This is a genomic window from Proteus alimentorum, assembly GCF_002607735.1.
Taxonomy (GTDB): domain Bacteria; phylum Pseudomonadota; class Gammaproteobacteria; order Enterobacterales; family Enterobacteriaceae; genus Proteus; species Proteus alimentorum.
Genome location: NZ_NBVR01000026.1, coordinates 34060 through 57219 on the forward strand (window position 1 = coordinate 34060; position 23160 = coordinate 57219).

Annotated in this window: 22 protein-coding genes and 1 tRNA gene; 12 read left to right on the top strand and 11 right to left on the bottom strand. The window is 33.9% G+C overall.

Going from position 1 to position 23160, the window contains the following annotated elements:
* Window positions 1-188 precede the first annotated feature (188 nt).
* The gene (gene mepS, locus B6258_RS08760) at window positions 189-803 is read left to right on the top strand and encodes a bifunctional murein DD-endopeptidase/murein LD-carboxypeptidase (RefSeq protein ID WP_099074940.1); all 615 of its coding nucleotides are present in this window, start codon (window positions 189-191) and stop codon (window positions 801-803) included.
* 127 nt (window positions 804-930) lie between these two features.
* On the opposite strand, the gene B6258_RS08765 is transcribed toward mepS, so the two are convergent.
* From B6258_RS08765 to rsuA, 3 genes are all read right to left on the bottom strand, one after another.
* Window positions 931-1278 carry a YejG family protein gene (locus B6258_RS08765; protein WP_069368284.1) on the bottom strand — a complete coding sequence of 116 codons (348 nt, stop codon included), beginning with the start codon at window positions 1276-1278 and terminating at the stop codon, window positions 931-933.
* Window positions 1279-1798: 520 nt separating this feature from the next.
* Complete coding sequence (locus B6258_RS08770) at window positions 1799-2983, bottom strand: Bcr/CflA family multidrug efflux MFS transporter (RefSeq protein ID WP_240531561.1); 1185 nt, start codon at window positions 2981-2983, stop codon at window positions 1799-1801.
* Window positions 2984-3020: 37 nt separating this feature from the next.
* Window positions 3021-3725: a 16S rRNA pseudouridine(516) synthase RsuA gene (gene rsuA, locus B6258_RS08775; protein WP_099074942.1), complete on the bottom strand. Its 705-nt coding sequence runs from the start codon at window positions 3723-3725 to the stop codon at window positions 3021-3023.
* Window positions 3726-3906: 181 nt separating this feature from the next.
* On the opposite strand from rsuA, the gene radD reads away from it, so the two are divergent.
* Window positions 3907-5670: a DNA repair helicase RadD gene (gene radD / locus B6258_RS08780; RefSeq protein ID WP_099074943.1), complete on the top strand. Its 1764-nt coding sequence runs from the start codon at window positions 3907-3909 to the stop codon at window positions 5668-5670.
* A gap of 144 nt (window positions 5671-5814) precedes the next feature.
* The gene (gene rplY, locus B6258_RS08785) at window positions 5815-6099 is read left to right on the top strand and encodes a 50S ribosomal protein L25 (protein WP_023581385.1); all 285 of its coding nucleotides are present in this window, start codon (window positions 5815-5817) and stop codon (window positions 6097-6099) included.
* Window positions 6100-6182: 83 nt separating this feature from the next.
* Here the strand turns inward: rplY and yejK are convergent, their stop codons facing one another.
* Window positions 6183-7187: a nucleoid-associated protein YejK gene (yejK, locus tag B6258_RS08790; protein WP_099074944.1), complete on the bottom strand. Its 1005-nt coding sequence runs from the start codon at window positions 7185-7187 to the stop codon at window positions 6183-6185.
* Between the two features lie 155 nt (window positions 7188-7342).
* Here yejK and B6258_RS08795 point away from each other — a divergent pair, with 155 nt between their 5' ends.
* The 5 genes from B6258_RS08795 to B6258_RS08815 all read left to right on the top strand — a co-directional run bounded on the left by B6258_RS08795 (window position 7343) and on the right by B6258_RS08815 (window position 11233).
* Window positions 7343-7570 carry a YejL family protein gene (locus B6258_RS08795; RefSeq protein ID WP_004247042.1) on the top strand — a complete coding sequence of 76 codons (228 nt, stop codon included), beginning with the start codon at window positions 7343-7345 and terminating at the stop codon, window positions 7568-7570.
* A 26-nt stretch (window positions 7571-7596) separates the two neighbouring features.
* Window positions 7597-9333 (top strand): LPS biosynthesis-modulating metalloenzyme YejM, encoded by a 1737-nt coding sequence (yejM, locus tag B6258_RS08800; RefSeq protein ID WP_099074945.1) that lies wholly within the window; start codon window positions 7597-7599, stop codon window positions 9331-9333.
* 86 nt (window positions 9334-9419) lie between these two features.
* Window positions 9420-9496, top strand: a tRNA-Pro gene (locus B6258_RS08805).
* 508 nt (window positions 9497-10004) lie between these two features.
* Window positions 10005-10523, top strand: coding sequence for a ClbS/DfsB family four-helix bundle protein (locus B6258_RS08810; RefSeq protein ID WP_099074946.1), 519 nt, complete (start codon window positions 10005-10007; stop codon window positions 10521-10523).
* Between the two features lie 194 nt (window positions 10524-10717).
* Window positions 10718-11233, top strand: coding sequence for a DUF1543 domain-containing protein (locus B6258_RS08815; protein WP_099074947.1), 516 nt, complete (start codon window positions 10718-10720; stop codon window positions 11231-11233).
* A 143-nt stretch (window positions 11234-11376) separates the two neighbouring features.
* On the opposite strand, the gene B6258_RS08820 is transcribed toward B6258_RS08815, so the two are convergent.
* Together B6258_RS08820 and B6258_RS08825 are read right to left on the bottom strand one after the other, a co-directional pair.
* Complete coding sequence (locus B6258_RS08820) at window positions 11377-11556, bottom strand: hypothetical protein (RefSeq protein WP_099074948.1); 180 nt, start codon at window positions 11554-11556, stop codon at window positions 11377-11379.
* 220 nt (window positions 11557-11776) lie between these two features.
* On the bottom strand, window positions 11777-12712 hold the full coding sequence (locus B6258_RS08825) for a 5'-nucleotidase (RefSeq protein WP_099074949.1): 936 nt from the start codon (window positions 12710-12712) through the stop codon (window positions 11777-11779).
* 220 nt (window positions 12713-12932) lie between these two features.
* Here B6258_RS08825 and B6258_RS18055 point away from each other — a divergent pair, with 220 nt between their 5' ends.
* The 3 genes from B6258_RS18055 (at window position 12933) to B6258_RS08835 (ending at window position 16362) form a co-directional block, all read left to right on the top strand.
* Window positions 12933-13094 (top strand): hypothetical protein, encoded by a 162-nt coding sequence (locus B6258_RS18055; RefSeq protein WP_164996152.1) that lies wholly within the window; start codon window positions 12933-12935, stop codon window positions 13092-13094.
* A 388-nt stretch (window positions 13095-13482) separates the two neighbouring features.
* Entirely contained in the window at window positions 13483-14904 is a 1422-nt protein-coding gene (locus tag B6258_RS08830) for an SMI1/KNR4 family protein (protein ID WP_099074950.1), read from the top strand.
* Window positions 14905-16047: 1143 nt separating this feature from the next.
* Window positions 16048-16362 (top strand): hypothetical protein, encoded by a 315-nt coding sequence (locus tag B6258_RS08835; protein WP_099074951.1) that lies wholly within the window; start codon window positions 16048-16050, stop codon window positions 16360-16362.
* 442 nt (window positions 16363-16804) lie between these two features.
* On the opposite strand, the gene lpxL is transcribed toward B6258_RS08835, so the two are convergent.
* The 4 genes from lpxL to B6258_RS18060 form a co-directional block, all read right to left on the bottom strand.
* On the bottom strand, window positions 16805-17734 hold the full coding sequence (gene lpxL, locus B6258_RS08840) for an LpxL/LpxP family Kdo(2)-lipid IV(A) lauroyl/palmitoleoyl acyltransferase (protein WP_099074952.1): 930 nt from the start codon (window positions 17732-17734) through the stop codon (window positions 16805-16807).
* Between the two features lie 469 nt (window positions 17735-18203).
* Complete coding sequence (gene cspE, locus B6258_RS08845; RefSeq protein WP_006537332.1) at window positions 18204-18416, bottom strand: transcription antiterminator/RNA stability regulator CspE; 213 nt, start codon at window positions 18414-18416, stop codon at window positions 18204-18206.
* A gap of 395 nt (window positions 18417-18811) precedes the next feature.
* Entirely contained in the window at window positions 18812-19669 is an 858-nt protein-coding gene (locus tag B6258_RS08850) for an alpha/beta fold hydrolase (protein WP_099074953.1), read from the bottom strand.
* A gap of 361 nt (window positions 19670-20030) precedes the next feature.
* Complete coding sequence (locus tag B6258_RS18060; RefSeq protein ID WP_164996153.1) at window positions 20031-20177, bottom strand: hypothetical protein; 147 nt, start codon at window positions 20175-20177, stop codon at window positions 20031-20033.
* Between the two features lie 386 nt (window positions 20178-20563).
* Between B6258_RS18060 and B6258_RS08855 the strand changes: the two genes are divergently transcribed.
* A complete protein-coding gene (locus B6258_RS08855) occupies window positions 20564-21460 on the top strand; it encodes an AraC family transcriptional regulator (RefSeq protein ID WP_099074954.1) in 897 nt (298 codons plus the stop codon).
* Between the two features lie 79 nt (window positions 21461-21539).
* Here the strand turns inward: B6258_RS08855 and B6258_RS08860 are convergent, their stop codons facing one another.
* On the bottom strand, window positions 21540-23036 hold the full coding sequence (locus B6258_RS08860) for a C69 family dipeptidase (RefSeq protein WP_099074955.1): 1497 nt from the start codon (window positions 23034-23036) through the stop codon (window positions 21540-21542).
* Window positions 23037-23160 lie beyond the last annotated feature (124 nt).

Genomic DNA, 23160 nt, shown 5'->3' on the forward strand with positions numbered 1-23160 from the left:
AGTTCCTCTTTCTGTACACTTTTCTGGTTTCCACATTATTTATTGTTTAATGTGGACATTTACGTGCTTTAGAGCACGTTTTTCGCGAAATAGGGTTGCCAGAGTTAAATTACACTATATTCTCTGGTTATTTGGTGAATAATTCATGTGCGCTTCTGCACGTAAGGATGTAAGGGAAATCTGTCACAATGAGAACAAAACCGTATATGAGAATGCTCAAGCTCATACCGGCGTTCATTGTTGTAGCTACGCTATCAGCATGTAGCTCACAGAACGCAAATTCACGCTTAGCGAATTCAAGCACCACCCCACTTAATACATCATCAAGCACATCTATTTCCCAAGCATCACAAGATGAATTTGAATCATTGGTGAAGAATCTCGATATAAAATCTAAGATACTTGACCAATATGCAGACTGGAAAGGCGTCGCTTATCGTTTAGGCGGAGATACTAAAAAAGGCATCGATTGTTCGGCCTTTGTACAAAGAACCTTCCTTGATCAATTCGGTGTAGAACTCCCTCGCTCAACCTCAGATCAACAGTTCTCAGGTACTCAGGTTAATAAATCAAAATTACAAGCAGGCGATCTCGTTCTATTCAAAACAGGGCGCACTATGCGTCATGTTGGAATTTATATCGGTAATGATAAATTTGTGCATGCATCCACCAGCAATGGTGTAACAGTGTCAGAAATGTCTAATACCTACTGGAATAAACGTTTTTATGCTGCAAGACGTGTTATTGATAAAAATGACGCCGTACTTGTAGAAAACAACCTTTCGCAAAATGTATTAAGATAATTAATTCCCTTATATCTTATTGCAATAAAAAAGCCTCATTAAATAAAAATAATGAGGCTTTTTTTGTATTCTTGATCATGCTTAAACCGTACAGTAACTACGTTGGTTTTATAACATTAGCTCGTTGCTACAAATAAGAATATGCCGTTGGGAATGGCTCAGCAATAGCGACACCCGCGTTTTTTAAGCAACATAATGCAGCACATTCATCGTCGCTATGAAGGAAAAGACAAGGAGTGCCATCCCACTCAATCACAACGCTATCAATATGGAGATTACTCAGATACTGACGCAAATTCTGTATTGCTTCATCCAGTGTCATACCATCATGACTTAATAATTTTAAGCCAATCAGTGTATTTTGCTTTCCAGCATCATTTTCAGGCAGTATTTCTACTCTTGTGCCTGCAAAGCCTGCTAGCCACCGATAACTCAGCGGCAGCTTATGAACTACCGAAAGTTGTACATTATCCACAAATCAATCCTGTTTCATCAACACGTTAATTTAATACATCATCAATACGAGTTTGAACTGACTTGCTCACACGCATATTAGAACTTTGTTAATTATAGAACATGAATATTACAATTGCTTTACAAAAAAAGCGAAGAGACGTATCAAACCATTCATTTAGCTTAGTGTTTGCAGAGATTCATGTCTGCAATGCTTAATCTCTTCAATTATTCTTTCATTTATTTAACACTTTATCAACCATATAAAATAATTGTATAAAATATTACGCATTCAAGTAAAACAATCCATCAATTTTTATCACGATACTTCATATCAACAAAACAATAATAGATGATCATTAAAATAAATTTTACTTAATTTAACAAAAAAACAACATTGAGTATTGATTTAAATCAAAAAATCGCACTAATTTGAAACGATTCATGAAATACAGCAGAGGAAAATGTGGCATTTTTAGAGGAAACAGAGGCCGGAGAAGAGGAGCACGCTATAAATTTCTATCATTTATAGCGTGATATTCTTATTTATAACGACGAGCAAGCAAAATAAACCCCATAGCGAACAGTACACAAAATGCCATAGAGCTTACCATCGGCCATTCTGATTTTGCTGGCAGCATAGCAATAGCTGTTCCAACTAAAGCACCAACACCAAAACGTACTGTTCCTGCGAGAGAAGAAACTGTCCCTGCCATATGAGGATAATCATCAAGAATAACGGCCATCGCATTCGATGTGATCATCGCGATCCCTCCCACATACATTGCTACGCCCACAACAAGGAAATAGAAATGTAAATTAAGAGCAACCACCAGCAATAAAAAGATCCCCATAATACATTGAATAGTTAATCCTAGGCGTAACATATTCAACGCACCAAATCGACGAACATATCGCCCATTAATGCTTGTCATCACAATTAAGAAGATGATGTTAAAACCAAAATATAATCCAAATTGATCAAATGGAATACCATGTAATTCGATGTAAACAAAAGGGCCTGCACTAAGGAATGAAAACATGCCAGCAAAAGAAAAACCTGAAGCCAAAATATAGCAAAGGACACGACGTGTTCTAAACAGACTAATAAATTGGCTAAATGTCACTCTTAAGCTAAAGCGTTGACGGCGCTCTTTGGGTAATGTTTCTGGAATATAAAAAGCAATTAATGCAGATGCAATCACAGCGGCTATCGCGATACTCCAGAAAATAGCATGCCATGAAAACCAATGCATCACCCAAGCACCTAGTAGTGGCGCTAATAACGGTGCGATAGTCATAACAAGTGCAACAAAAGACATACTTCTAGAGAAGTCATCTCTAGAGAACATATCTCTCATCAATGCATTAATCACAACACTGGCCGCAGCAGCTGCAAAACCATGTAAAAAACGCATGCCAATCAACATATCTATTGATTCAGATAAGGCACATGCACTAGAGGCAAAAGCAAAAACAATTACGCCGCCCAAAATGACAGGCTTACGTCCCAAGCTATCCGCCATAGGACCATAGACTAATTGCCCAATCGCAAAGCCGAAAATATAGATACTTAATGTCATTTGCACTTTGCCACTAGGTACACCAAAATCTTGTGCAATAGTGGGTAAACTCGGCAAATACATATCTATAGCCAATGGCATAAGCATGGAAATAAGTCCCAGTATTAAAATGAGACTAAGGTACGACGAACGTTGCTGTTGCACGCAGATAAACTCCCAAAAACGACAGGATGAATAATAATTATTGAGGTAGGTGAATGCTGTTGATCTCTTCTTCTGTTAATGGACGATATTCGCCCTCAGCTAAAGTCTCATCTAATGTAATATCCCCAATACGTTCACGATGTAATGCACTTACATGATTACCTACTGCTGCAAACATACGTTTTACTTGGTGATATTTGCCTTCACTAATAGTGAGCTTAACTTCTGTTGGCGTCATAATTTCTAACGTGGCTGGTTTTGTTAGATCTTTTTCACCGTTGAGTTGAACACCTTTTTGGAATTGTTCAGCAACACCCTCTCCAATCGGCTCTTCTAACGTAACCAGATAGGTTTTCTCACAATGATGCTTTGGTGCCGTAATACGATGTGACCATTGACCATTATCTGTTAATAAAACAAGCCCTGTTGTATCAATATCTAAACGCCCAGCAGCATGTAATTTATGTGCCAAAGGTTCATCAATAAAATAGAGTATAGTTGGATTAACAGGATCGTCTGTTGAACATACATAGCCGATTGGCTTATTCAACATAAAGTAACGAGGCCCTAAAATTTGCGTTAAGACATTACCGTCGTAAGCTACTTCTTGCTCTGGTGCAATTTTGGTTGAACCGCTTTTCACCATTTCACCATCAATTGTTACAAGCCCTGCTCTTAATTCACGAAGGATTAAGCTACGGCTAATACCCAATTGCTGGGATAAAAATTTATCTAATCGCATGAATTTCTCTGAAAAATGGAAGAATACCATCTGATATGAGGCATCTATTAAAAATGAATATTAACAATAAAACAACTAATTAATTTATAAATAAACTATCACGCTCTTTACTCCCCCCTTATTCGCGCTATCCATAAAAAAATGTTACGCTGACGCCCTGTTTTATTTCTTATGTAGAGTTATGGCTTTTACACTCAGACCTTATCAACTTGACGCGGTTAACGCGACAATCTCTTATTTTCGCCAACACAATACACCTGCGGTAATTGTATTACCTACTGGCGCAGGAAAAAGTTTAGTGATTGCAGAACTCGCTAAAAGAGCGCGCGGACGTGTATTGGTGCTAGCACACGTAAAAGAATTAGTAGAACAGAACCATAGCAAATATGAGGCCTATGGTCTATCTGCGGATATCTTTGCAGCAGGCTTACAACAAAAAGAGAGTAGCGGAAAAGTTGTTTTTGGTAGTGTGCAATCTGTGGCCCGTAATTTATCACAGTTTAGTGATACTTTTTCTCTTCTTATTATTGATGAATGCCATCGCATTAGTTTGTCTAAAGATAGCCAATACCAGCAAGTCATTAAACAATTGCAATCCATCAATCCACAATTACGGATCTTAGGATTAACGGCAACACCTTATCGTTTACCTACCGGTTGGATTTATCAATATCATTATCACGGTATGATCAGAGGCGATGAAGACTGCTTTTTCCGTGATTGTATCTATGAATTGCCTTTGCGCTATATGATAAGCAACCATTTTTTAGTTCCACCAACTCGCCTAGATATGCCTATATTGCAATATGATTTTAGCCAAGTAAGAACAAGTCAAAATGGGATATTTAACGAAGAAGATCTCAACCGTGAAATAAAGAGACAAAAACGTATTACGCCTCATATTGTTGCTCAAATTATTGAATATGCAAAAAATTGCCGAGGTGTAATGATATTTGCAGCGACAGTTGAACATGCAAAAGAGATCCTTTCTCTTTTACCACAAGATGAAGCAGCATTAGTCAGTGCGGATACACCCTCTTATGAACGTGATGATCTTATTTCCCGTTTTAAACAGCAACAATTACGTTATATGGTTAATGTTGCCGTACTAACAACAGGTTTTGATGCACCTCATGTTGATTTAATCGCTATCTTACGCCCTACTGAGTCTGTAAGTTTATACCAGCAAATTGTAGGACGAGGATTAAGATTATTTGCAGGAAAAACAGAATGCCTGATTTTAGATTATGCAGGTAATCCTCATGATCTCTATCTACCCGAAGTTGGTACTAAAAAACCCAATCCAAATAGTAAGCCAGTACAAGTTTTTTGTCCTATTTGCCAATTTGCCAATACCTTTTGGGGCATGGTAGATGCTGATGGGGATATCATTGAGCACTATGGCCGCCGTTGCCAAGGTTGGGACCTCAATGAACAAGGGCAAAAACAGCAATGTGAATTTCGTTTCCGCTTTAAATTATGCCCTCACTGTAATGAAGAAAATGATATTGCAGCACGTCGTTGCGTTCATTGTGATGAGATCTTGGTTGATCCCGATGATATGCTCAAAGCAGCATTAAAACTCAAAGGGGCATTAGTTCTACGCTGTGGTGGGATGCAATTTAAATCAGGAAATGATGTTAAAGGTGAATGGTTAGAAATTAATTATTACGATGAAGAAGGCACTTCTGTCTCTGAACGTTTTCGACTAACAACACCCGCTCAACGAAAAGTATTTGAATTGAAATTTTTACGTGAACATCAACGCGCACCGGGCGTCCCTTTTGTTTGGCATAATGCCAACGATATTATTAAACAGTTTGATTTGTTACGTCATCCCGACTTTATTGTCGCCCACAAAGGTAAAAAAGAGAGCTTCTGGAAGATAAGAAATAAGATTTTTGACTATGTAGGTCGCTACCGAAAAGCAGATACCTTGTATTAATCTGGATTTATATTTGCTGTTAGAGGACTTTTTCGTTAAAATGCGCCCCGCTTTATCTATTTTTAGATAAACCAAATCTCGAGCTTGTTGCTGGGTCGCCTGTAACAAGTATGTATTTTCTTTCTTTTTTATAAGAGAAAAAAGATGTTAACTATCAAAGCAACTGTACGTAAAGAGCAGGGTAAGGGTGCGAGCCGCCGCCTGCGTGTGGCTAACCGTTTTCCTGCTATCGTTTATGGCGGAAATGAAGAGCCAATCGCTATCGATTTAGATCACAACGAAGTTATCAACCAAGAACACAAATCAGAATTCTATTCAGATTTCGTAAACCTGGTTATCGATGGTAAAGAAACTAAAGTTAAAGTTAAAGCAGTGCAACGTCACGAGTATAAACCAAAAATTACTCATATCGACTTCCTGCGCGCTTAATAAGCCACCCTTCGAGCTTTATTTTTCGGGACGCCGAGCATATAACGCCACTTAATGTGGCGTTATTTGTTTCTACTGTTTAATTATTTTTCTGATGCTCTACGCTGTAGCTGATCACGTAAATTAGGCGGAGTGCCTTTAATCGTGAGCGTATCTGTTGCAGGATCCCAGAATATTCTCTCCCCTAATAATTTCGCATCAAAATTCACGGTTAATCCACCACCACTTCCTGAGTACTTCATCAGTTGACGTAATGTACTGCGATCTGCTGGGAATGTTTCAGCTAATTCATAGCCTTTTTCTTCCGTGAATTGAGCAAAGTTTTGATCACCCAAAGACGGTAATTCTTCAGCAAGCTCTGTTAAGGCAATTTCTTCGCCTGATTGTAATTGCTCGTTACAATAGCTATAGACTTGTTCACGACAAGTTTGACGTTCTTGCTTGCCCATTTCTGAGGCCTCACAAAAATCGTCAACCGCCTGTAATAAGCCTTTATTTTGAACTTTCGCGTTTAAACCTTCTTGAGCACCTAAAAAGTCCATGAAGAAATCAGAAACTTTACGTCCAACACGACCTTTTAAAAACGTTAAATAACGTAAAGAGTCGGGAGCCGTTTCCCACTCAGTTAAATCAATACGAGCAATAATATCGGCATGAGGAATATCTAAATAGCGTGTTGATGACACATCAAGGCTGTCATTTACCCACATACTGTTACAACTACTCAGTACCGCAATTAAAAGATAATCCACCGCTAAATAACGATAGTGACAAAATAGAACGGTGCCACCTTCTGCAAAAGGGTATTTTGCTAATTCATCTTTTAGTCTTACGGTTGCGGCGCGTGAAAAACCTAAAAAGTTCTCTTCACCTTTACGTTGTAAGCGCAGCGCTTCTGCCAATTCGCTTTCTTCATTAAACAGACCATAAGCTTTACTTTTTGCACTGTATACACGATGCAACTCTTCAATCATCTCCTGAACAACGGGTTCAATTTCTAAGAGTGAATCACGTAGCACAACTTCTAATGTCTGCTCATCTCGCTTAATAAGTTGATGCAAAACTAATTGGTTAATATCTAGACTCATGGTCGTCCTCTTCTATTGCGTCTCTTTCTCGTGCGCGTATTCAAACACTCCCTACTTTCAGTATCAAGGGAAAATTAATTAATTTAATAGCGGAAAAAGGCCTAGTAATACGGTAATATATAGCGTTTTATTCATTTAGTAGGAATTCAGATTTTATGCCACAAAAATCCCGTTATAGTGATGAACAAGTTGAGCAATTACTTGCAGAACTTGTTAGTGTTCTTGAAAAACATCATACTCCTACAGATCTTTCTTTGATGGTGTTGGGGAACATGGTGACAAACTTAATTAATACAAGTATTGCCCCTGCTCAACGAATGCTGATTGCTGATTCTTTTGTTCACGCATTGCGTGCTTCAATTGATGAAGGCAATATTCACTAATAAACACAGAAAAATTATTTATAGACATGGTAACGAGACCTCAGTCCTATCGTGAAAAAGTATCCCAAATGATCAGTTGGGGTCACTGGTTTGCGCTATTTAATATTATTCTAAGCTTACTGCTTGGAAGCCGTTACCTGTTTATTTCTGATTGGCCTGCAACTTTTGCTGGTCGTTTTTACGCTATTGTGAGTTGGATGGGACATTTTAGTTTTATTGTCTTTGCTATTTATATACTCATCCTTTTCCCTCTCACCTTCGTTGCTGTTTCTCAACGGCTACTTAGAGTTATTTCCTGTGCCCTTGCCAGCGCTGGATTAACTATCCTTATTTTTGATATCGCCGTTTACCAGCAATTTCAACTCCATTTAACCCAACTTGTTTGGGATCTTGTGATTAATCCAGATGAAGGTGAAATGGCGCGTGAATGGCAACTTATCTTTATTGGCATTCCCATCATCTTTCTTATTGAAATGCTTTTTGCAACATGGAGTTGGCAAAAATTACGCAGCTTAAATCGTCAACGTTGGGGTAAACCCTTAGCCAGTGTCTTTATTACTTGCTTTATATTATCTCACTCTATGTCAATTTGGGCTGATGCTAACTTCTATCGCCCAATTACCATGCAACGAGCTAATTTACCGTTATCGTATCCAATGACGGCGCGTAAATTCCTTGAACGCCATGGTTTTATTAATCAATCAGAATATGAGCAACGTGTTATCAGTGAGGGTAATCCAGCAGCACAAGGTATCACTTACCCCCTTGCTCCATTAATCTATGCCAAAGATACCTATTCTTATAACTTGCTGGTGGTTGTCATTGATGGTTTAGGTAAAGAAGAAATACCTGAATTACCAAGCTTGCAACAATTTGCGCAAAATAATCTTTATTTTTCAAACCATTACTCATCAGGCATTAATAATGATTCTGCATTATTTGGCCTATTTTATGGTATTTCACCTTCTTATTTAGACAGTGTATTAAGTAGCAGAAAAAACTCTGCTCTTTTCGATGCGTTAAGTTATCGAAACTACCAACTAGCCATGTTCTCAACCAATGGTTTCCAAACACCACTGTTTAAACAAGCTGTACTATCAGATTTCTCACTCCCAACATCACGTAGTGGTGATAACAATGCCACAATTGATAGTTGGAATAATTGGTTAGCCAAAAACAGCCAAACAGCGCCTTGGTTCTCTTTCTTACAAATTAATGGTCACACCAATAATGCGTCTCAACGCGCCACATTAAATGCTCAACTAGAGACAATATTTAAGACATTACAAGAAACCAAAGTGCTGGATAATACTGTTGTAGTTATCACTTCAAGCTATCATCAAGACAACGATAAGAAACAGATTAATCAATGGCTTTCAGATAAGAGCACCTTTAATTTAAGCCAGTCACAAGTACCATTGATGATACATTGGCCAAATATGACGCCACAGATTATTGATCGCATGACAAGCCATCAAGACGTTATGACAACCTTGATGCAGCATGTTTTACATGTCATTAGTCCAACAGATAACTATTCACAAGGTGAAGATTTATTCGCAAGCACTCGAAATCACCCATGGATTTTTACAGGTGATGAAGAGGCGTTTGTCGTCTTTTTACAAGATAATACCTTGTTGATAGATAAGCATGGTCGGTATGCTTTATTTGATAAATCAGGACAAGAGATCAACTCTGCAAAACCTGATTTAAAATTATTACTACAAGTTCTGGCTGAGCAAAAACGTTTTATTGAACGCTAGCATTATTAAGTGACGTATAAAATTACGTCACTTAATTAGCAAGGGGTTGCTTTAGCAGTCAAAAACAGTAATATACAGGGCACAAACGGCATGTAGCGCAGCCTGGTAGCGCACCGTCATGGGGTGTCGGGGGTCGTAGGTTCAAATCCTATCATGCCGACCAAATATCCTTAGAAAAACCAACCGCTTACGGTTGGTTTTTTTATGTCTGAAATTTACTTGGTGTAATACTGGTGTAAAACTGGTGTAAAACCCCCATCAGATTTACCCTAGTTAGAGCTCAATTCTAGTCCTGCTTCTATGCTATAATTACCCTCAAATTTATTAATGTCATATATACCTACCAACAATCAAAGGCGACTATCTGAGTCAGGTGTCTATCAACACGGGCTCTCACTCTTTTTTAATAAGCTATAACTATGGTGATCAGTTGAAATCAGCAGTGAATAGTCAAGCAATTAGATTTAAAAATTAATATATTAAAGCTGATATTTTACTTTTTTGACCGAATATCATTAAATGCAAATTCAGATGCTCTCATCGTACACAAGTCGGAGATCATAACTGATAGAGGATCTTCCCCTGTTATGATGAATAGTACATAATTAATTGGTTTTCAGACACAACACAGTCCTTTATGGACTCTCTATTTTAATGAGATGGAATTCCTTATGAGCGTACCACAAACAAAAGTTGAACTACTTTTAGCTATTGATAAAAATTTCAATAAACTAATTAGTTATCTTGATGCTATCCCCTCAGAAATGACTTCGGAACGCTCAATGGATGGCCACGCTAAAGGAACAGTAATGAGTGTTCGTGATCTTGTTTCATATTTGCTTGGATGGAATTCTCTTGTTGTAAAATGGATCCACACTGATGCTAAAGGTTTACCTGTCGATTTTCCAGACACTGGTTATAAGTGGAACCAACTTGGTCTTCTTGCTCAAAAATTTTACTCAGATTACAGTGAGTTAAATTATGACTCGTTAGTAGCTGAACTTCAGACTGTGAAAAATGAAATTGTGACGCTTATTGATGAGCGAACTGATGATATTTTGTATGGTAAACCATGGTATACAAAATGGACGATGGGTCGGATGATCTCATTTAATACATCTTCACCTTATGCCAACGCTAATGGAAGATTAAGAAAATGGGCAAGAAATAATAATATTAATTTAAAGTAAGTATCAACATCAAAATTACCCGCAGTATTTAAAAACAGATCACCATTATAACTATAAAGTAGGTCTTTATAATTAAGTACTAATACTCAAGATTCATGCTTATGAGCTTATCTATCGTCTCATTTTACACTTGCTCCTCAAATGGCTATATAATAGATTACATATCGATAACAAAATAAAAAGTTGGAGAAGCCATGAAGTTATTTATGTTCTACATTGGTGGTAATGCCGGTAAGTCAAATATTGAAGTTCACGATGTCCAATTTGTTGTGGCAGAAAAACCTACAGATGCTTGGCCGGCGTTAAGAGATGCATGGTTTGGAGATAAAGATAAAGTACATATAGATGGTTATGCAGAAATCACTTGGGTTGATGGATTTAATATTACTCTTAGCGATAAGCCTAGCGATAGTAACGAGAATTTATATTTTGTTAATGTAGGAGGCTATCATCCATCAAATCTAGCTGAACTACATGAATTTGATTTATTTGTTGCTAAATCAGCAAATGAAGCGAAAGAGAGAGCGATTGCAACGCTTTTAGTAAATAGTCAGCAACAGCATAAAGACAATTTAAAAGATGTTGATGATTGCATTTTATTGAGCAAAATCGACGATTATTACATTCATCTAATACCAAATAATTCGGGTGAACATTTCAAACCTTTATGGCAGGGTTATCAACCTATTGGTGTTGAAAAGACTCAATAATTATTTTTACTGCGCTGTTATTCTTCAGCGTGGTAAATTTTATAAGTTACGCAATCATCAATTTATTTTTAAATATGTATCAGTTTAAACAACATTGACACCTCTATTTAAAATAACTTCATATTACTTTCTTGTTATTTTTATTATTTAAAATTCATTAGTTTCTTAAAATAAAATCCTTTTTTAGTTTTTGGGAATTTATTTCCATAATATATTTTTCGCTCATAATCTCGGCCTGCATAGTGATTATCACCATAAAATTGACCATATAATGCAGTTTTAGGACACACATCGTCAGAAAAAAATCTATGATTATTATCCACTTCAATTATCCTTATTTAAATAAAAATTTAGACCTCTTGTAGTTAATTATAAATATTTATCATTTATAATTTTAAAGTAATTATTTAATGCCATACTACTTTTATAAAATAGTTCAAACTCCTAATAGGGTTATTATTTAAATTAAAGAAAAAACATAATTAGACAAAAGAAAAATTGAGTGTATGCTATATATAAGACACTCAACTTATTAAAAAATTATTATTTATTATCTATTTTTCTATTCGTTATTCCAAAAGGAATATGCACAGAAGGTAGTTCAGATGATGATTTTAAATGCAGCTTTTGGTCATCAAAGAATATATGTGGTTTTAGAATTCTTAAAACATTGGCTTTCTCTACTCCCCCCATAAAAAAGGCTTCATTAACAGAAATTCCCCATGCCCTCATCGTGTTAATAACACGTTTATGAGATGGTGCATTGCGCGCAGTAACAATAGAGATCTTAAGTAATGGAATATATGTAGGATCCTGTTTTACTTTTTCTAATTCCAATTTTTGAATATCAGAAATACGTAGTAAGAATTTTTTTAATGGTCCAGGATTATGGGGGACATTAACCATTTTAGCTTCATGATTATGAAATTGAGACAACTCACCTGAAGTTTTATAAATAATTTCAGCTTCATCATCAGCAAGCACACCATCAAAGTCAAACGCAATTCTTAATTCATCGGCGTCATCATCATTAACATGACCTGCTAATATCTGCCCTGCTGGATAATTAGCATTAATTGCTTGTAAAACATCGTCATGATCAGCAGATAAAAATAATTCAATATCAAATGCTGGAATATAAATATGAGGCGATTTTCCTTGAAGAAATACAGCTCTGGTGATCCCTAACTTATAGTGTTCAATAGAATTCATTACTCTTAACCCAGTATCCGGATCATTTCTGGATAACAAAATAACTTCAACGAGTGGATCGTTAGGTCTAATGCTATTTAGCTTCAAAAGCCGACTAATAAAAGGAAATGCAACGCCTTTATTCAAAGCCACATCCTGCATCTTATGTTGATATTTTCGATAACCTTCCTCCCCTTGAGTGCGAAAAATATTATCTGATTCTTCTAAATCAAATAAAGCACTAGAGGAAAGTCCTATGACTAATCTCTTCGTTAAATCATATGCCATCGCCAAAATTCCCTGTTAGTTCCTTTTATTATTCATAATATCACTCTTTTAAGAGAGTGAAGATAAGAAAACTTATACAAAAAAAGCAGATAAAATCGTAGTATTTACTTACCCATAAGCACTTTATCATCAACCCACACAATAATCGATATTGATTATCATTTGCATTTAAAGAATATCCTTATTATTGTTATGACTACCGCTCATAAGGAGAAAGCTCATGGTTAAGAAAACGATACATTTACGCTCCCAGCACTTTAAAGATTTAGTCAATAAAATGAAAAAAATGAATGCTGTTAAAAATACAATAAACACTAAATCAGAAAATAGTGATCTTGTTGTTATTAATAATAAAATTCCAACTTTGGTCTCTGTAAAATAAGATAATTTGTTGGCTTTTAGTGTGAATAAATAGTAACCGTAGTCTTCATAGGGTTGACATATCAAATGATAATGATTATCTTTTAACTTGTGAATAGTTGAGTATTTTACTTGGTTTTTCACAACGACATTGCTCACATTGCTTCTAGTATTTATTGACCAACTCTCCTAGCGTTGGTCTTTTTTTATCTGCATTTCCCCATACTCTACTTAACCCAAAATGAAAGACATTCTTTCCTTCAAAATACTATTATCTTGTTGAAGCTAAAATAGTTTATAGTGAATTTAACACAAGATAATAATGTTATATTTGGGTATCATTATCTAAAAAAGAATCATGAAATAACCACATTATAATTAAACCATATCGTCAATAGGGATTTTAAATTATGGGTTTTATTTCCACCATCATTGGAAAAAATAAAGAGCTAACGCCAGAGCAGCAATGGGAACAACTTAATAAAAAATATGCAGATAATCCTATTGAGCGTATCCGTAGAAAATTAGCACTAGTAGCCAGTATTGATCACGAATATAAAGAATTTGGTGCTGATAATCATAAATATCAACTAAATTCTCCACTCTCAGTAGAAAAAGTTAATCAGCTACAAGCAAAAGCAGGATGTGAATTTCCTGAAGATTATATCGCCTTTATAACTCAAATTGGCAATGGTGGTACAGGCTCTTATGGTGGTGCGGGTCCTTACTATGGCCTATATGCTTTTGATGACGCAATAGATCGAAATGGTGTACAAAATTGTGCATTACCCTGCTTACTTAAGCCTAAAATGGATATCGATGAGTGGAAAACACTTTGTTATGTTCCCGAAGACTGTAGTAATGAAGACTTCGATATTATTTGCGATAGAGTTCATCAAGGTACGCTTTATTTAGGTACTTGTGGATGCGAATACGATCTTTTATTAGTGGTTAATGGTAAATATAAAGGCCATATTTTATATACATCCGATTGGGTTAATTCAGATACTCCTTACACATTTTCCTATGAAACTTCATTTACACAATGGTACGAACGTTGGTTAGATGAAGTGATTTTAGGCTATGACACAAGCTGGTTTGGTCATCGAATGGGAGGTAATGAAGAAACGTTACTTGATTTTGCCAAAAACAATGAAGATATTACAAAAAAAATTAGTGCTATCAACTCATTAACTAAGTTACCTAAATTATCCAACAACAGCTTATATTTTTTAGAGCAACAGCTACAAACTGAAGATATTGAGTTATATAAAGTTTCATTAAATGTTTTAGCCACCTATTTTAAAAAACAAGCACTGCCTTATATTCAGCAAGCTTTAGTTGCCCCATTTGATGAAAAAACAGATATTGTTATTCCTATTATTTACTTTAAATATAGAGATCAATGTTCTCTTTTCAAAGATAACCTTTTTCCAATTCTTAAATCAACGAACAGCGAAGATACATTGCGTTTTATCGGTTACTCTTTGACTGAATTAAAAGCTGTTTTAGTTGAAGATTTTCAACCATTTTTTACTCACCCAAACGTAGAAATAATAAGAAGTGCAATTTATGCAGCTTCTCATGATGTTAATTTAAAAGATAAAACATCAGCATTTTATGAACTCGCAATCTCTGAAAATGAAGAGATCAGCTTAGGTGCAATTCAAGCATTATCTAGCTCAAATTACATCGATAGTGAGTTGTTACCTTATTTACAACAAGCTTGGAAAATGTATCCCAAAGAAAAAACCCCTTATATACGCAACAATATCTCTTCTTATATTGCAAAGGTATATCGGAATAATGAAATTGATGTAACCAAATGGTAACTAACAGATAAATAAACGTTTTTTCTTTTATTTACTCTAGATAGGCAATAATTATCCCTTATTATTGTCTCTTTTTAATTCCAATATCATTATAAATATTCACATTGTTATTCTAGCCAATGAAGTAAATTATTAAGATTTTCAACTAAATGTATGCAAACTTTATAGTTAAACCAAGGTGGTTTTAGTTTGCATCATTTAACCTTACTGTTAAGTAAAATTTTAAGCAAATAAAATCAATCAGTTAAATAAAAAAACTTAAAAAATTTTTATCTCCTTAGAGAATCACTCTAATTCTACACTTATTCTTATTATTTCTTTTTAAAGTTTGTTACAGATTGATATCTTTTTTTCCCTTACTATTGTTTTTAGTATTTCATCAATGATAGATATTTAATTTTCTCCCCGCTTTGTGCGGGGCTTTTTTTATCTAAATTATCCTCTTAAGAGGCCAATCACTAAACTCTCACTGTTTTTAAACTAAACGTGCTTTTATATCTTTTCCCATAGCGAAAACATGTTATAGCACTCTTATTATTCTGTTCATTCCTATTTCCATATCGAATACTTTCAAATTATTTTTAGTGTTTTTATTTTTCAAGTATTCACTACTTTTCAAATTTCATGCATAAATATAAATTATCTCACCTGTAATTTGGTTCCCTGAAATTTCAAGTTCAACCCTATCAATTTAAAAATAATCGAATAAAGATGATTTTTTATTCTTAATAATCATTTTATTGTAATATTTTGACAAGTTTATTTGAACTCTGAAATTACTCATTTTATAAGTTTTCTATTTTAACGACAAAATGTATCACTCAAAAATCAAGCAACTTAACTAATATCAGAAAAAATTAGCTTATTAACAGAAGCACTCAAAAATAAATTTAACCATTAAATTTCAAGTGGTTAAATTATTATTAGTCAATTTATATAAATAACGTAGTACTAAAAAATTCATAGAATCATTCATAAATCTTTATCTATCTGTCATTAACCATCAAGATTTTTTACAGAATGATATATTTATTTTCTCTAATATTCCTTCCATCAACTTGGTACAAAAAAGATATTTATTCATCGTACAGAGAATAACAAATAAAAAAATTAAACAGATAAAAAATATTTAAGGAATATAGAATGAAAAAGAATTTTATTATTGGAACTTGTTTAGCACTTTTATTATCAGCCTCAACTATGGCAAATAATAATAATAAAGTAATTGGTTCAGGAACCATTACATTTACAGGTTCAATTGTAGAGGGTAATTGTATGACCAACTCAATAGGAAATACTTTTTCAACAAATTGCTGGAATGGAACTGAAATGGAAGAAACTTTACATAAAATCGAACCCAATAAAACGTTTAATGCTCAATTAGGTGAAAATAAAGGTTCAATGAGCATAAATTGGATCAAAGAAAATGTAGGAATAATGGATATCGCATACAACTAATCTAGTCACTTTAAAACCCTATATTTTTAATAAAAATTAATCTCTATTCAATAGAAATAATATTTATTATTAAATAATGAGTATATATTTTCCAAGAATTAGAATTCATTGCTATATAAATGGTATTTTCTATTATGGTTATAATATATTAGGCAGATATAATTTACCTCTATATCTGCTAACTCTGTTTTAACTTATTTATAAAATTGCTTATCTTCTTATTTTTTTATCTTCTTATCTTTTTTATCTTTGCTTTATATCCCTATCTTTATCTTCTAAATCCATATAAATCTTAGGGTTGACAAGTTAATTGATAATGATTATCTTTTACCTTGTGAATAGTTGAGTATTTTACTTGGTTTTTCACAACGACATTGCTCACATTGCTTCCAGTATTTACTGTGACCAACACATAATGTGTTGGTCTTTTTTTATATAATAATTAATTATAAAAACTAGCTTCACCTGCTGGTCGAGTTTTAAAACGACGGTGAGCCCATAAATATTGATCTGGAGCTCGCATAATTTCTGTTTCAATCAACTTATTCATTCTATCTGTATCATTTTGAATATCTTCAGAAGGATAATTAATCAGTTCTTTACCAATGATTAAACTGTACTTTTTGCCTTTCTGATTTTCATTTCTGACCAAAGTAACCGTTAAAGAAGGTGCCCCTGATAATTTTGCTAATATAGCCACTCCTTTTGATGTTGATGTTTTTTCAACAGAGAAGAATGGAGAAAATGTTGTACCTTTTAAACCAAAGTCTTGATCAGGAGCAAACCAAATTGCTTTCCCTTTTTTTAACTCCATAACCATAAACTTTAAGTTACGTCTATCTATCATGCCCTTATCTGATCGACATCTTGCTTTAGTTTGGATAAACTCCATCGCTTTATTATTATGTGGTCTATACATCGCATTCACAGGAAAACAAAGCCCCATAATGCGCCCGCCCAGCTCTAGTGACATAGAGTGTATACCAATTAGTAAAATTCCAGCTTTTTTATCATTTGCATCAGTAAAATTGGAGATCCCTTGTACTTCAAAGAGATTTTTTAATCGGCGATCACTCCAAAACCATGCCATTCCCGTTTCAAACAATGCGACACCCAGTGACGATAAATTATCCATAACAAGCTTGTTAATTTCATTTTCATCTTTATTAGGGAAACATAATTCTAAATTTTTCTTTATTATCGAGACTCTTCTTTTGACAAAAAAACGAGATAACAACCCAAGATGTTTACCTAAAAAAAGTAACCAAGAATAAGGAAGTTGTACTAATAAAAAAAGAATAAAGACACCAAACCAAGTTAAGAAATATTTTGGATGTAATAGATGCAATGAAAAAATATTTTTCGCGTACACAAGTTTGTCCTCTAGGAACTAAAAAAGCATTTAAGCTACATTGAATTAGACAGCAATTGTTTAAAATAAGTCATTAAATATTAATTTAATTTTTATCTTAAATTATTTTTTTATGATTTATCTGATATCTTTTTATTCTAATAAAAATTTTTTCTTTCTTTTGATTGAGAAGGCAATATCTTAACGCCTTTATTTTGCCATTATAAAAATTTATTTATCTAATAATTTATTTCTCTGTAAAAATTATTAGGCATTAAAGTAAATAACTTTCTATAATTTAAAATAATTTACATTAAATACTTACATAACTTTAATAATATTATTTTTTATACGCTTTACTAAATATACTTTAAATTTAAATAATACTAGAATTTGATATAAAAAAACCCCACCGAAGTGAGGTTTTTAGATCTTACTTGTATCGATATTGCATTAAGCAATATAGACACAGTAATAACAGCTCGATAGATTACAGAGCGATTACGTTCGCTGCTGCTGGACCTTTAGCGCCATTTTCGATAGAAAATGACACTTCTTGACCTTCTTTCAGAGATTTGAAGCTATCGCTTTGGATCGCTGAAAAGTGTACGAATACGTCTTTGCTACCGTCTTTAGGAGTGATAAAGCCAAAACCTTTATCATCGTTAAACCATTTTACTGTACCAGTCATTGTATTAGACATAAGATTTCCTTTAATTAATTATTTTGCCATAAGGCATTGTTTGCGGTTTGATTTCGGATTTTTACTTATGGTCACTATTTGAAGGAATTCGCAACGAAGAGGTATCAGGGATAACGCTAAACGGTGAACTACTTAAAACTGCACTAACATAAATAGGTCTGTACTTCCAAACCAGTGGCGCTATTAAGTCATATAATTCGGTTTATAGCAAATTATTTTCATCTTTATTTTAAAAAAACTTTTCACACACCAAATTAGAACATAGTTACAAAATAAAAATAATTATCTATTTCACCTATCTCATTATTTTAATTTAAGAACATGAATAAAAAAGTAGATACTGTTATTTTTTAAGATGACCAGTATCTACTCTATCATTAATGTACTACATCACCTTAATCAGCGAGTTCTAATAAAATTTCTTCTGTTTTCGTCCATAGCAATGAACCACCTTCTTCTGGCCATAAATGTCGCTCAGCATTAGGAAAACGTTGAAATAGTAAATCGCCAAAGTCCGGAGAATGAACTGTACTGGTATCTTTCATTCCATACCATAAGGTTGTTGGTGTCTTTATTTCTTCAGGTGAAAATCCCCAAGGTTGCAATGCAATCAGCAAATCTTGAGTGTATCCATCATTGCCTTGTTTAAAGGCTTCTACCATACATTCTTGATAAACAGGGAGAAAGTCAATTGATTTATAAATAGCCAAATCAACATCAGCACTGTCATTTAGAATAAAATCCATTAACCACTTGGCTGTTATATTTTGCTTAATCCAACTGGTTAACGAATCAGGTGATCCAACAGCTTGACGATACATATTAACAACATCATCTGTTAGTTTATTTTGTGTATCTGGGTAATCAAATTGATCTTGTCCTGCGACAATAAGTAATTTATCAACATGACAATAAACACAAAGAGCCATAGCAAAAACAGCGCCTTGTGAAAATCCCATTACATTAATACTTTTAATACGAAGATGGTCTAATAAAAATAAAATATCTTTAGAAAAAGATTTTAACGATTTTTGAGGATCAAAAGTGGAATCGCCTAATCCTGGACGAGTGGGTGTGATCAACCGAATATTAAGCTTATTTAAGAGGTCAACTTCTACTCCTAATAAACCGCTCATACCTGCACCAGTGCAAAATAATACAGGTTTACCTTGCTCAGGACCTGATTCATACCACGTTAAAATTCTATTATCTGGTAATGATACATGATATTTTCTTGAGTTTTTAATTTTCATTAGATTTTGTCTTTTATTAATTTTTGATAATACATTACCTGCCAATTTGGATAGCAATGTCTATTTTTAAGTTTTGCATTTAAAAATTAATGTTGAGACTAGCTAAGGATAAGACTTCATATGAACTCGCAATAAATTTTTTTCGTTGCAAACAAATGAATAAACCGAAATTTATTTTTTGTTTTTTTAAAATAAAAATGAGTAAATTTAATACTATATTATTTTAGTATAATCGAATTAGCCGTAATAGGTAAGAGAGCTATCATTGATCGCCACTGCGAAAGTCACAATATAATGACGAAGTTAAATCTATTTCATTTATGGTACTCAATGCCATAATACCTTCATCATCTCCCTCTGTTTATTTGTAAACACCATGGTTTAATTCAAAGAGCTTACCTTCTCGCTTACGCCATCCTAACAGAGAAGATAGTGGCACTCCCTTCTCTGAAACCGAAAGCAGCCCAAGCTGATAACAAGACTTGATAATACCATTTGCTTGAGTCATTAATTATTTACCTATTCTTTGTCGACGATAATCCTTTAAAACGGCCATTGCCTCAACATATCCCACCGATAAAGATAAAATAGGACATCTCCGCATTTTATTGAAACTAAAAATATATATAGCTATTTTAATTTGAAATTAATTTTAATAAAAGATAATCAATCTTTGATGAGTTGGTTAAAATACAAATTTTTAATTAAGGTCAATTTTAATTCAAATAAATTGCAATACATAACTTTACATTATTATCCGGCTATTTTACTTTATTCAATGTAACTATCACTATACGATATGCTATTATCCTAACACCTATAAATTTATTGTAGTTCAATAAATTAAGTCGATCTTGTTGAAAAATATCGATAGATAAAATAATAGGAATATTCATGCTACAAGAGAATGTTGTTAAAGATATCATCGTTTGGATTGAACAAAATCTCGATTCACGTTTATCGCTAGATATTGTTGCTGAGAAATCGGGCTATACAAAATGGCATTTTCAGCGCTTATTTAAAGCGTATACAGGAATATCTTTAGGAAAATACATACTCGCTCGTCGTTTATCTTGTGGTGCCTACGCGTTAAGAGTAACACGTTGTAGCCTGTTAGATATTTCATTGAAGTATCGCTTTGATTCCCAACAAACTTTTTGCCGAGCTTTTAAAAAACAGTTTAACATTACACCTTCGGAATATAGAAAAAAACCAGGATGGGATATTAGTGAACTGATTTTCCCTGCATTAGAAACCGTTGAACTGAGCGCTAAATATGAGGTAGTTACATTCCCATCTCAAAAATTAGTTGGTATGTCGCATCATTACAATAAGCCTATTTCAACATGGGATTCCGACAAGAAAAAATTTAGAAAAGAATTTTGGCGTAAATTTTTAAAAGATGTGCATACAATACCCACAGAGCTATATGCAATGCATCGAGCATCTGCAAGTACATTAGAAGATACTATGTATATTTATAGCACTGCCGTTGATAAAGAAAAGTTAGCAAAAACATCAAACGTTTCTGCCATGTCACAACTAGAATTACCAAGTGGCAACTATCTGGCCATTACATTTCATATGAATGAAATCTTAGATTCATTAACGGACTATGATGACATTATTTATACCGTCTATACCAAAATACTTCCAAAAATGAATTTATTGCGTAGGCCCGGCCCAGACATTGAACAATATATATTAAAAGAGTCTGTGGATTACGATAAATTACTTAGTCAAAGTGATCATTACGTACAAAAGATTAGCTACTATATTCCTGTTCTTTAATGAATTTCATCTATAAAAAAGATCCCAATTTAATTGGGATCTTTCTATTAAAATAGATATCTAAGATATATATCTTCTATCAATCTTTCTTAGACTTATTAGCAAAGAAAATATCATCTTGAATATCTTTTGTTCTTACTGTAAACAATTCATTCATTAAGCTTTCAGTTAATTTTTCAGCATCAGCCATGACTCGTAGATTAAATTCATTAAGCATTTTATCTGCGCTAGCTTTATCTGTTTTCACCATAGTAAGATATTTAGCTTCCATTTCTTTTTGCTCTAATGCTGTTTTTGCTTCCCACTCTTGATAAGCTTTTTTCACTATTGGTGCAAGTTTTGGATAATCCGTCATTACTAATGTTTGTAACTTACGATATTTCCAGTAAATAGAATCACTGTCTGCTTGATTGCGCCCTATTCCATAATGTTGCGGATAAGCTTTTAATCCACTGTAATAAGGAACAAATGCTGTTAAATCCGCCATGCCTAAACCAACATAGGTTACTTCACCTATTTCTTGAGGAAGCTCAGGACGAACTTGCATAATATGCGCTTCATAAGTTCTAAATACACTAATTGGACGCCAAGACTCTTGGCCATTTAACCCATTGGTATATGGGTCATGTTCTGTTCCTTCAAAGTGATTACGTAACATCGCTTTAGCTTCTTCTACAGATACTTTTTTCTCTGGCGTTAATAAAGGTGCGAAATGACGACCATCATCTACAGCTTGTTTTAATGATGGATTAAATTGTTGCTGTATAACCCATACACGCGGATCATTATAAGTACGATCTCGTTCATCATCTCGTGTATACGCTTTTGAAAAATTAAATGCCCCCTCTTTTTCAGGATTATAAAGCCCTTTTTCAACAGCAAATTCCACTAGATTTTTAGAGCCTAAAACATCATTACTATTAATATCATAGTGTTGTAATCGACCTTGATTTCCTGTCGCAAAGTATTTATCTTTAGGTAATTTTTGTGCGATCCAATGATGTCCCGTTCCAGTTTCTAAATACCAAAGCTCATTTTTATCAACAACAGCAACACCAAATCCTTCACCAGCACCTTGCTTTTCAATAATACTCCCTAATAATTCCACGGCTTCACGAGCTGTTTTTGCTCTTGAAAGCAAGACATCTGGAATATCATCTTCAGTTATCCCTGTCTCTTCAACATAGGGATCAAAAGAGAGTGCTTTAGGTGAAGCAAAAATAGATTCAGTACCACTGACACCCACACCCAGTTCATTAAATCCTGTTGCACCGTGAAGTTGTGTTTTCCAATTCGGTACAGTGGTATAACGTAATGAATTTTTAGGTAATGGATACGTAAAGTTATTAGCGCCGTTATATTCTTTGGTACTGTAAATACCCGTTTGGTTTGTTTTAGCTGGATGAATAACAAAATGTTGTGCTTTTAATGCATCGCTGTCTGCGCTACGAGCAATAATCAATGAACCATCATTTGTTGCTTCACTTCCCGCTAACAACGTTGTACAGGCTAAAGCTGAAGAAACTAATGCAATATTAACGGATAAGGCAATAATACCTTTTTTGAATAAAGACATAAAACTCCCCATTTGCTTGTTATTTATAATTTGTAGATCAATTAAGTATCTTTTTAGAATCAAAATAAAAAACCAGATAGATAATTTGATGCGAAATATTAACAATGAAAAAGAAAGAGATTCC

What these genes read in the sequence shown, in the direction of transcription:
- mepS (WP_099074940.1), top strand. Translation starts at nt 189, where the DNA reads ATGAGAACAAAACCGTATATGAGAATGCTCAAGCTCATACCGGCGTTC.
- rsuA (WP_099074942.1), bottom strand. Translation starts at nt 3,725, where the DNA reads ATGCGATTAGATAAATTTTTATCCCAGCAATTGGGTATTAGCCGTAGC.
- radD (WP_099074943.1), top strand. Translation starts at nt 3,907, where the DNA reads ATGGCTTTTACACTCAGACCTTATCAACTTGACGCGGTTAACGCGACA.
- rplY (WP_023581385.1), top strand. Translation starts at nt 5,815, where the DNA reads ATGTTAACTATCAAAGCAACTGTACGTAAAGAGCAGGGTAAGGGTGCG.
- yejK (WP_099074944.1), bottom strand. Translation starts at nt 7,187, where the DNA reads ATGAGTCTAGATATTAACCAATTAGTTTTGCATCAACTTATTAAGCGA.
- B6258_RS08795 (WP_004247042.1), top strand. Translation starts at nt 7,343, where the DNA reads ATGCCACAAAAATCCCGTTATAGTGATGAACAAGTTGAGCAATTACTT.
- yejM (WP_099074945.1), top strand. Translation starts at nt 7,597, where the DNA reads ATGGTAACGAGACCTCAGTCCTATCGTGAAAAAGTATCCCAAATGATC.
- B6258_RS08810 (WP_099074946.1), top strand. Translation starts at nt 10,005, where the DNA reads ATGAGCGTACCACAAACAAAAGTTGAACTACTTTTAGCTATTGATAAA.
- B6258_RS08815 (WP_099074947.1), top strand. Translation starts at nt 10,718, where the DNA reads ATGAAGTTATTTATGTTCTACATTGGTGGTAATGCCGGTAAGTCAAAT.
- B6258_RS08825 (WP_099074949.1), bottom strand. Translation starts at nt 12,712, where the DNA reads ATGGCATATGATTTAACGAAGAGATTAGTCATAGGACTTTCCTCTAGT.
- B6258_RS18055 (WP_164996152.1), top strand. Translation starts at nt 12,933, where the DNA reads ATGGTTAAGAAAACGATACATTTACGCTCCCAGCACTTTAAAGATTTA.
- B6258_RS08830 (WP_099074950.1), top strand. Translation starts at nt 13,483, where the DNA reads ATGGGTTTTATTTCCACCATCATTGGAAAAAATAAAGAGCTAACGCCA.
- B6258_RS08835 (WP_099074951.1), top strand. Translation starts at nt 16,048, where the DNA reads ATGAAAAAGAATTTTATTATTGGAACTTGTTTAGCACTTTTATTATCA.
- cspE (WP_006537332.1), bottom strand. Translation starts at nt 18,416, where the DNA reads ATGTCTAATACAATGACTGGTACAGTAAAATGGTTTAACGATGATAAA.
- B6258_RS08850 (WP_099074953.1), bottom strand. Translation starts at nt 19,669, where the DNA reads ATGAAAATTAAAAACTCAAGAAAATATCATGTATCATTACCAGATAAT.
- B6258_RS18060 (WP_164996153.1), bottom strand. Translation starts at nt 20,177, where the DNA reads ATGACTCAAGCAAATGGTATTATCAAGTCTTGTTATCAGCTTGGGCTG.
- B6258_RS08855 (WP_099074954.1), top strand. Translation starts at nt 20,564, where the DNA reads ATGCTACAAGAGAATGTTGTTAAAGATATCATCGTTTGGATTGAACAA.
- B6258_RS08860 (WP_099074955.1), bottom strand. Translation starts at nt 23,036, where the DNA reads ATGTCTTTATTCAAAAAAGGTATTATTGCCTTATCCGTTAATATTGCA.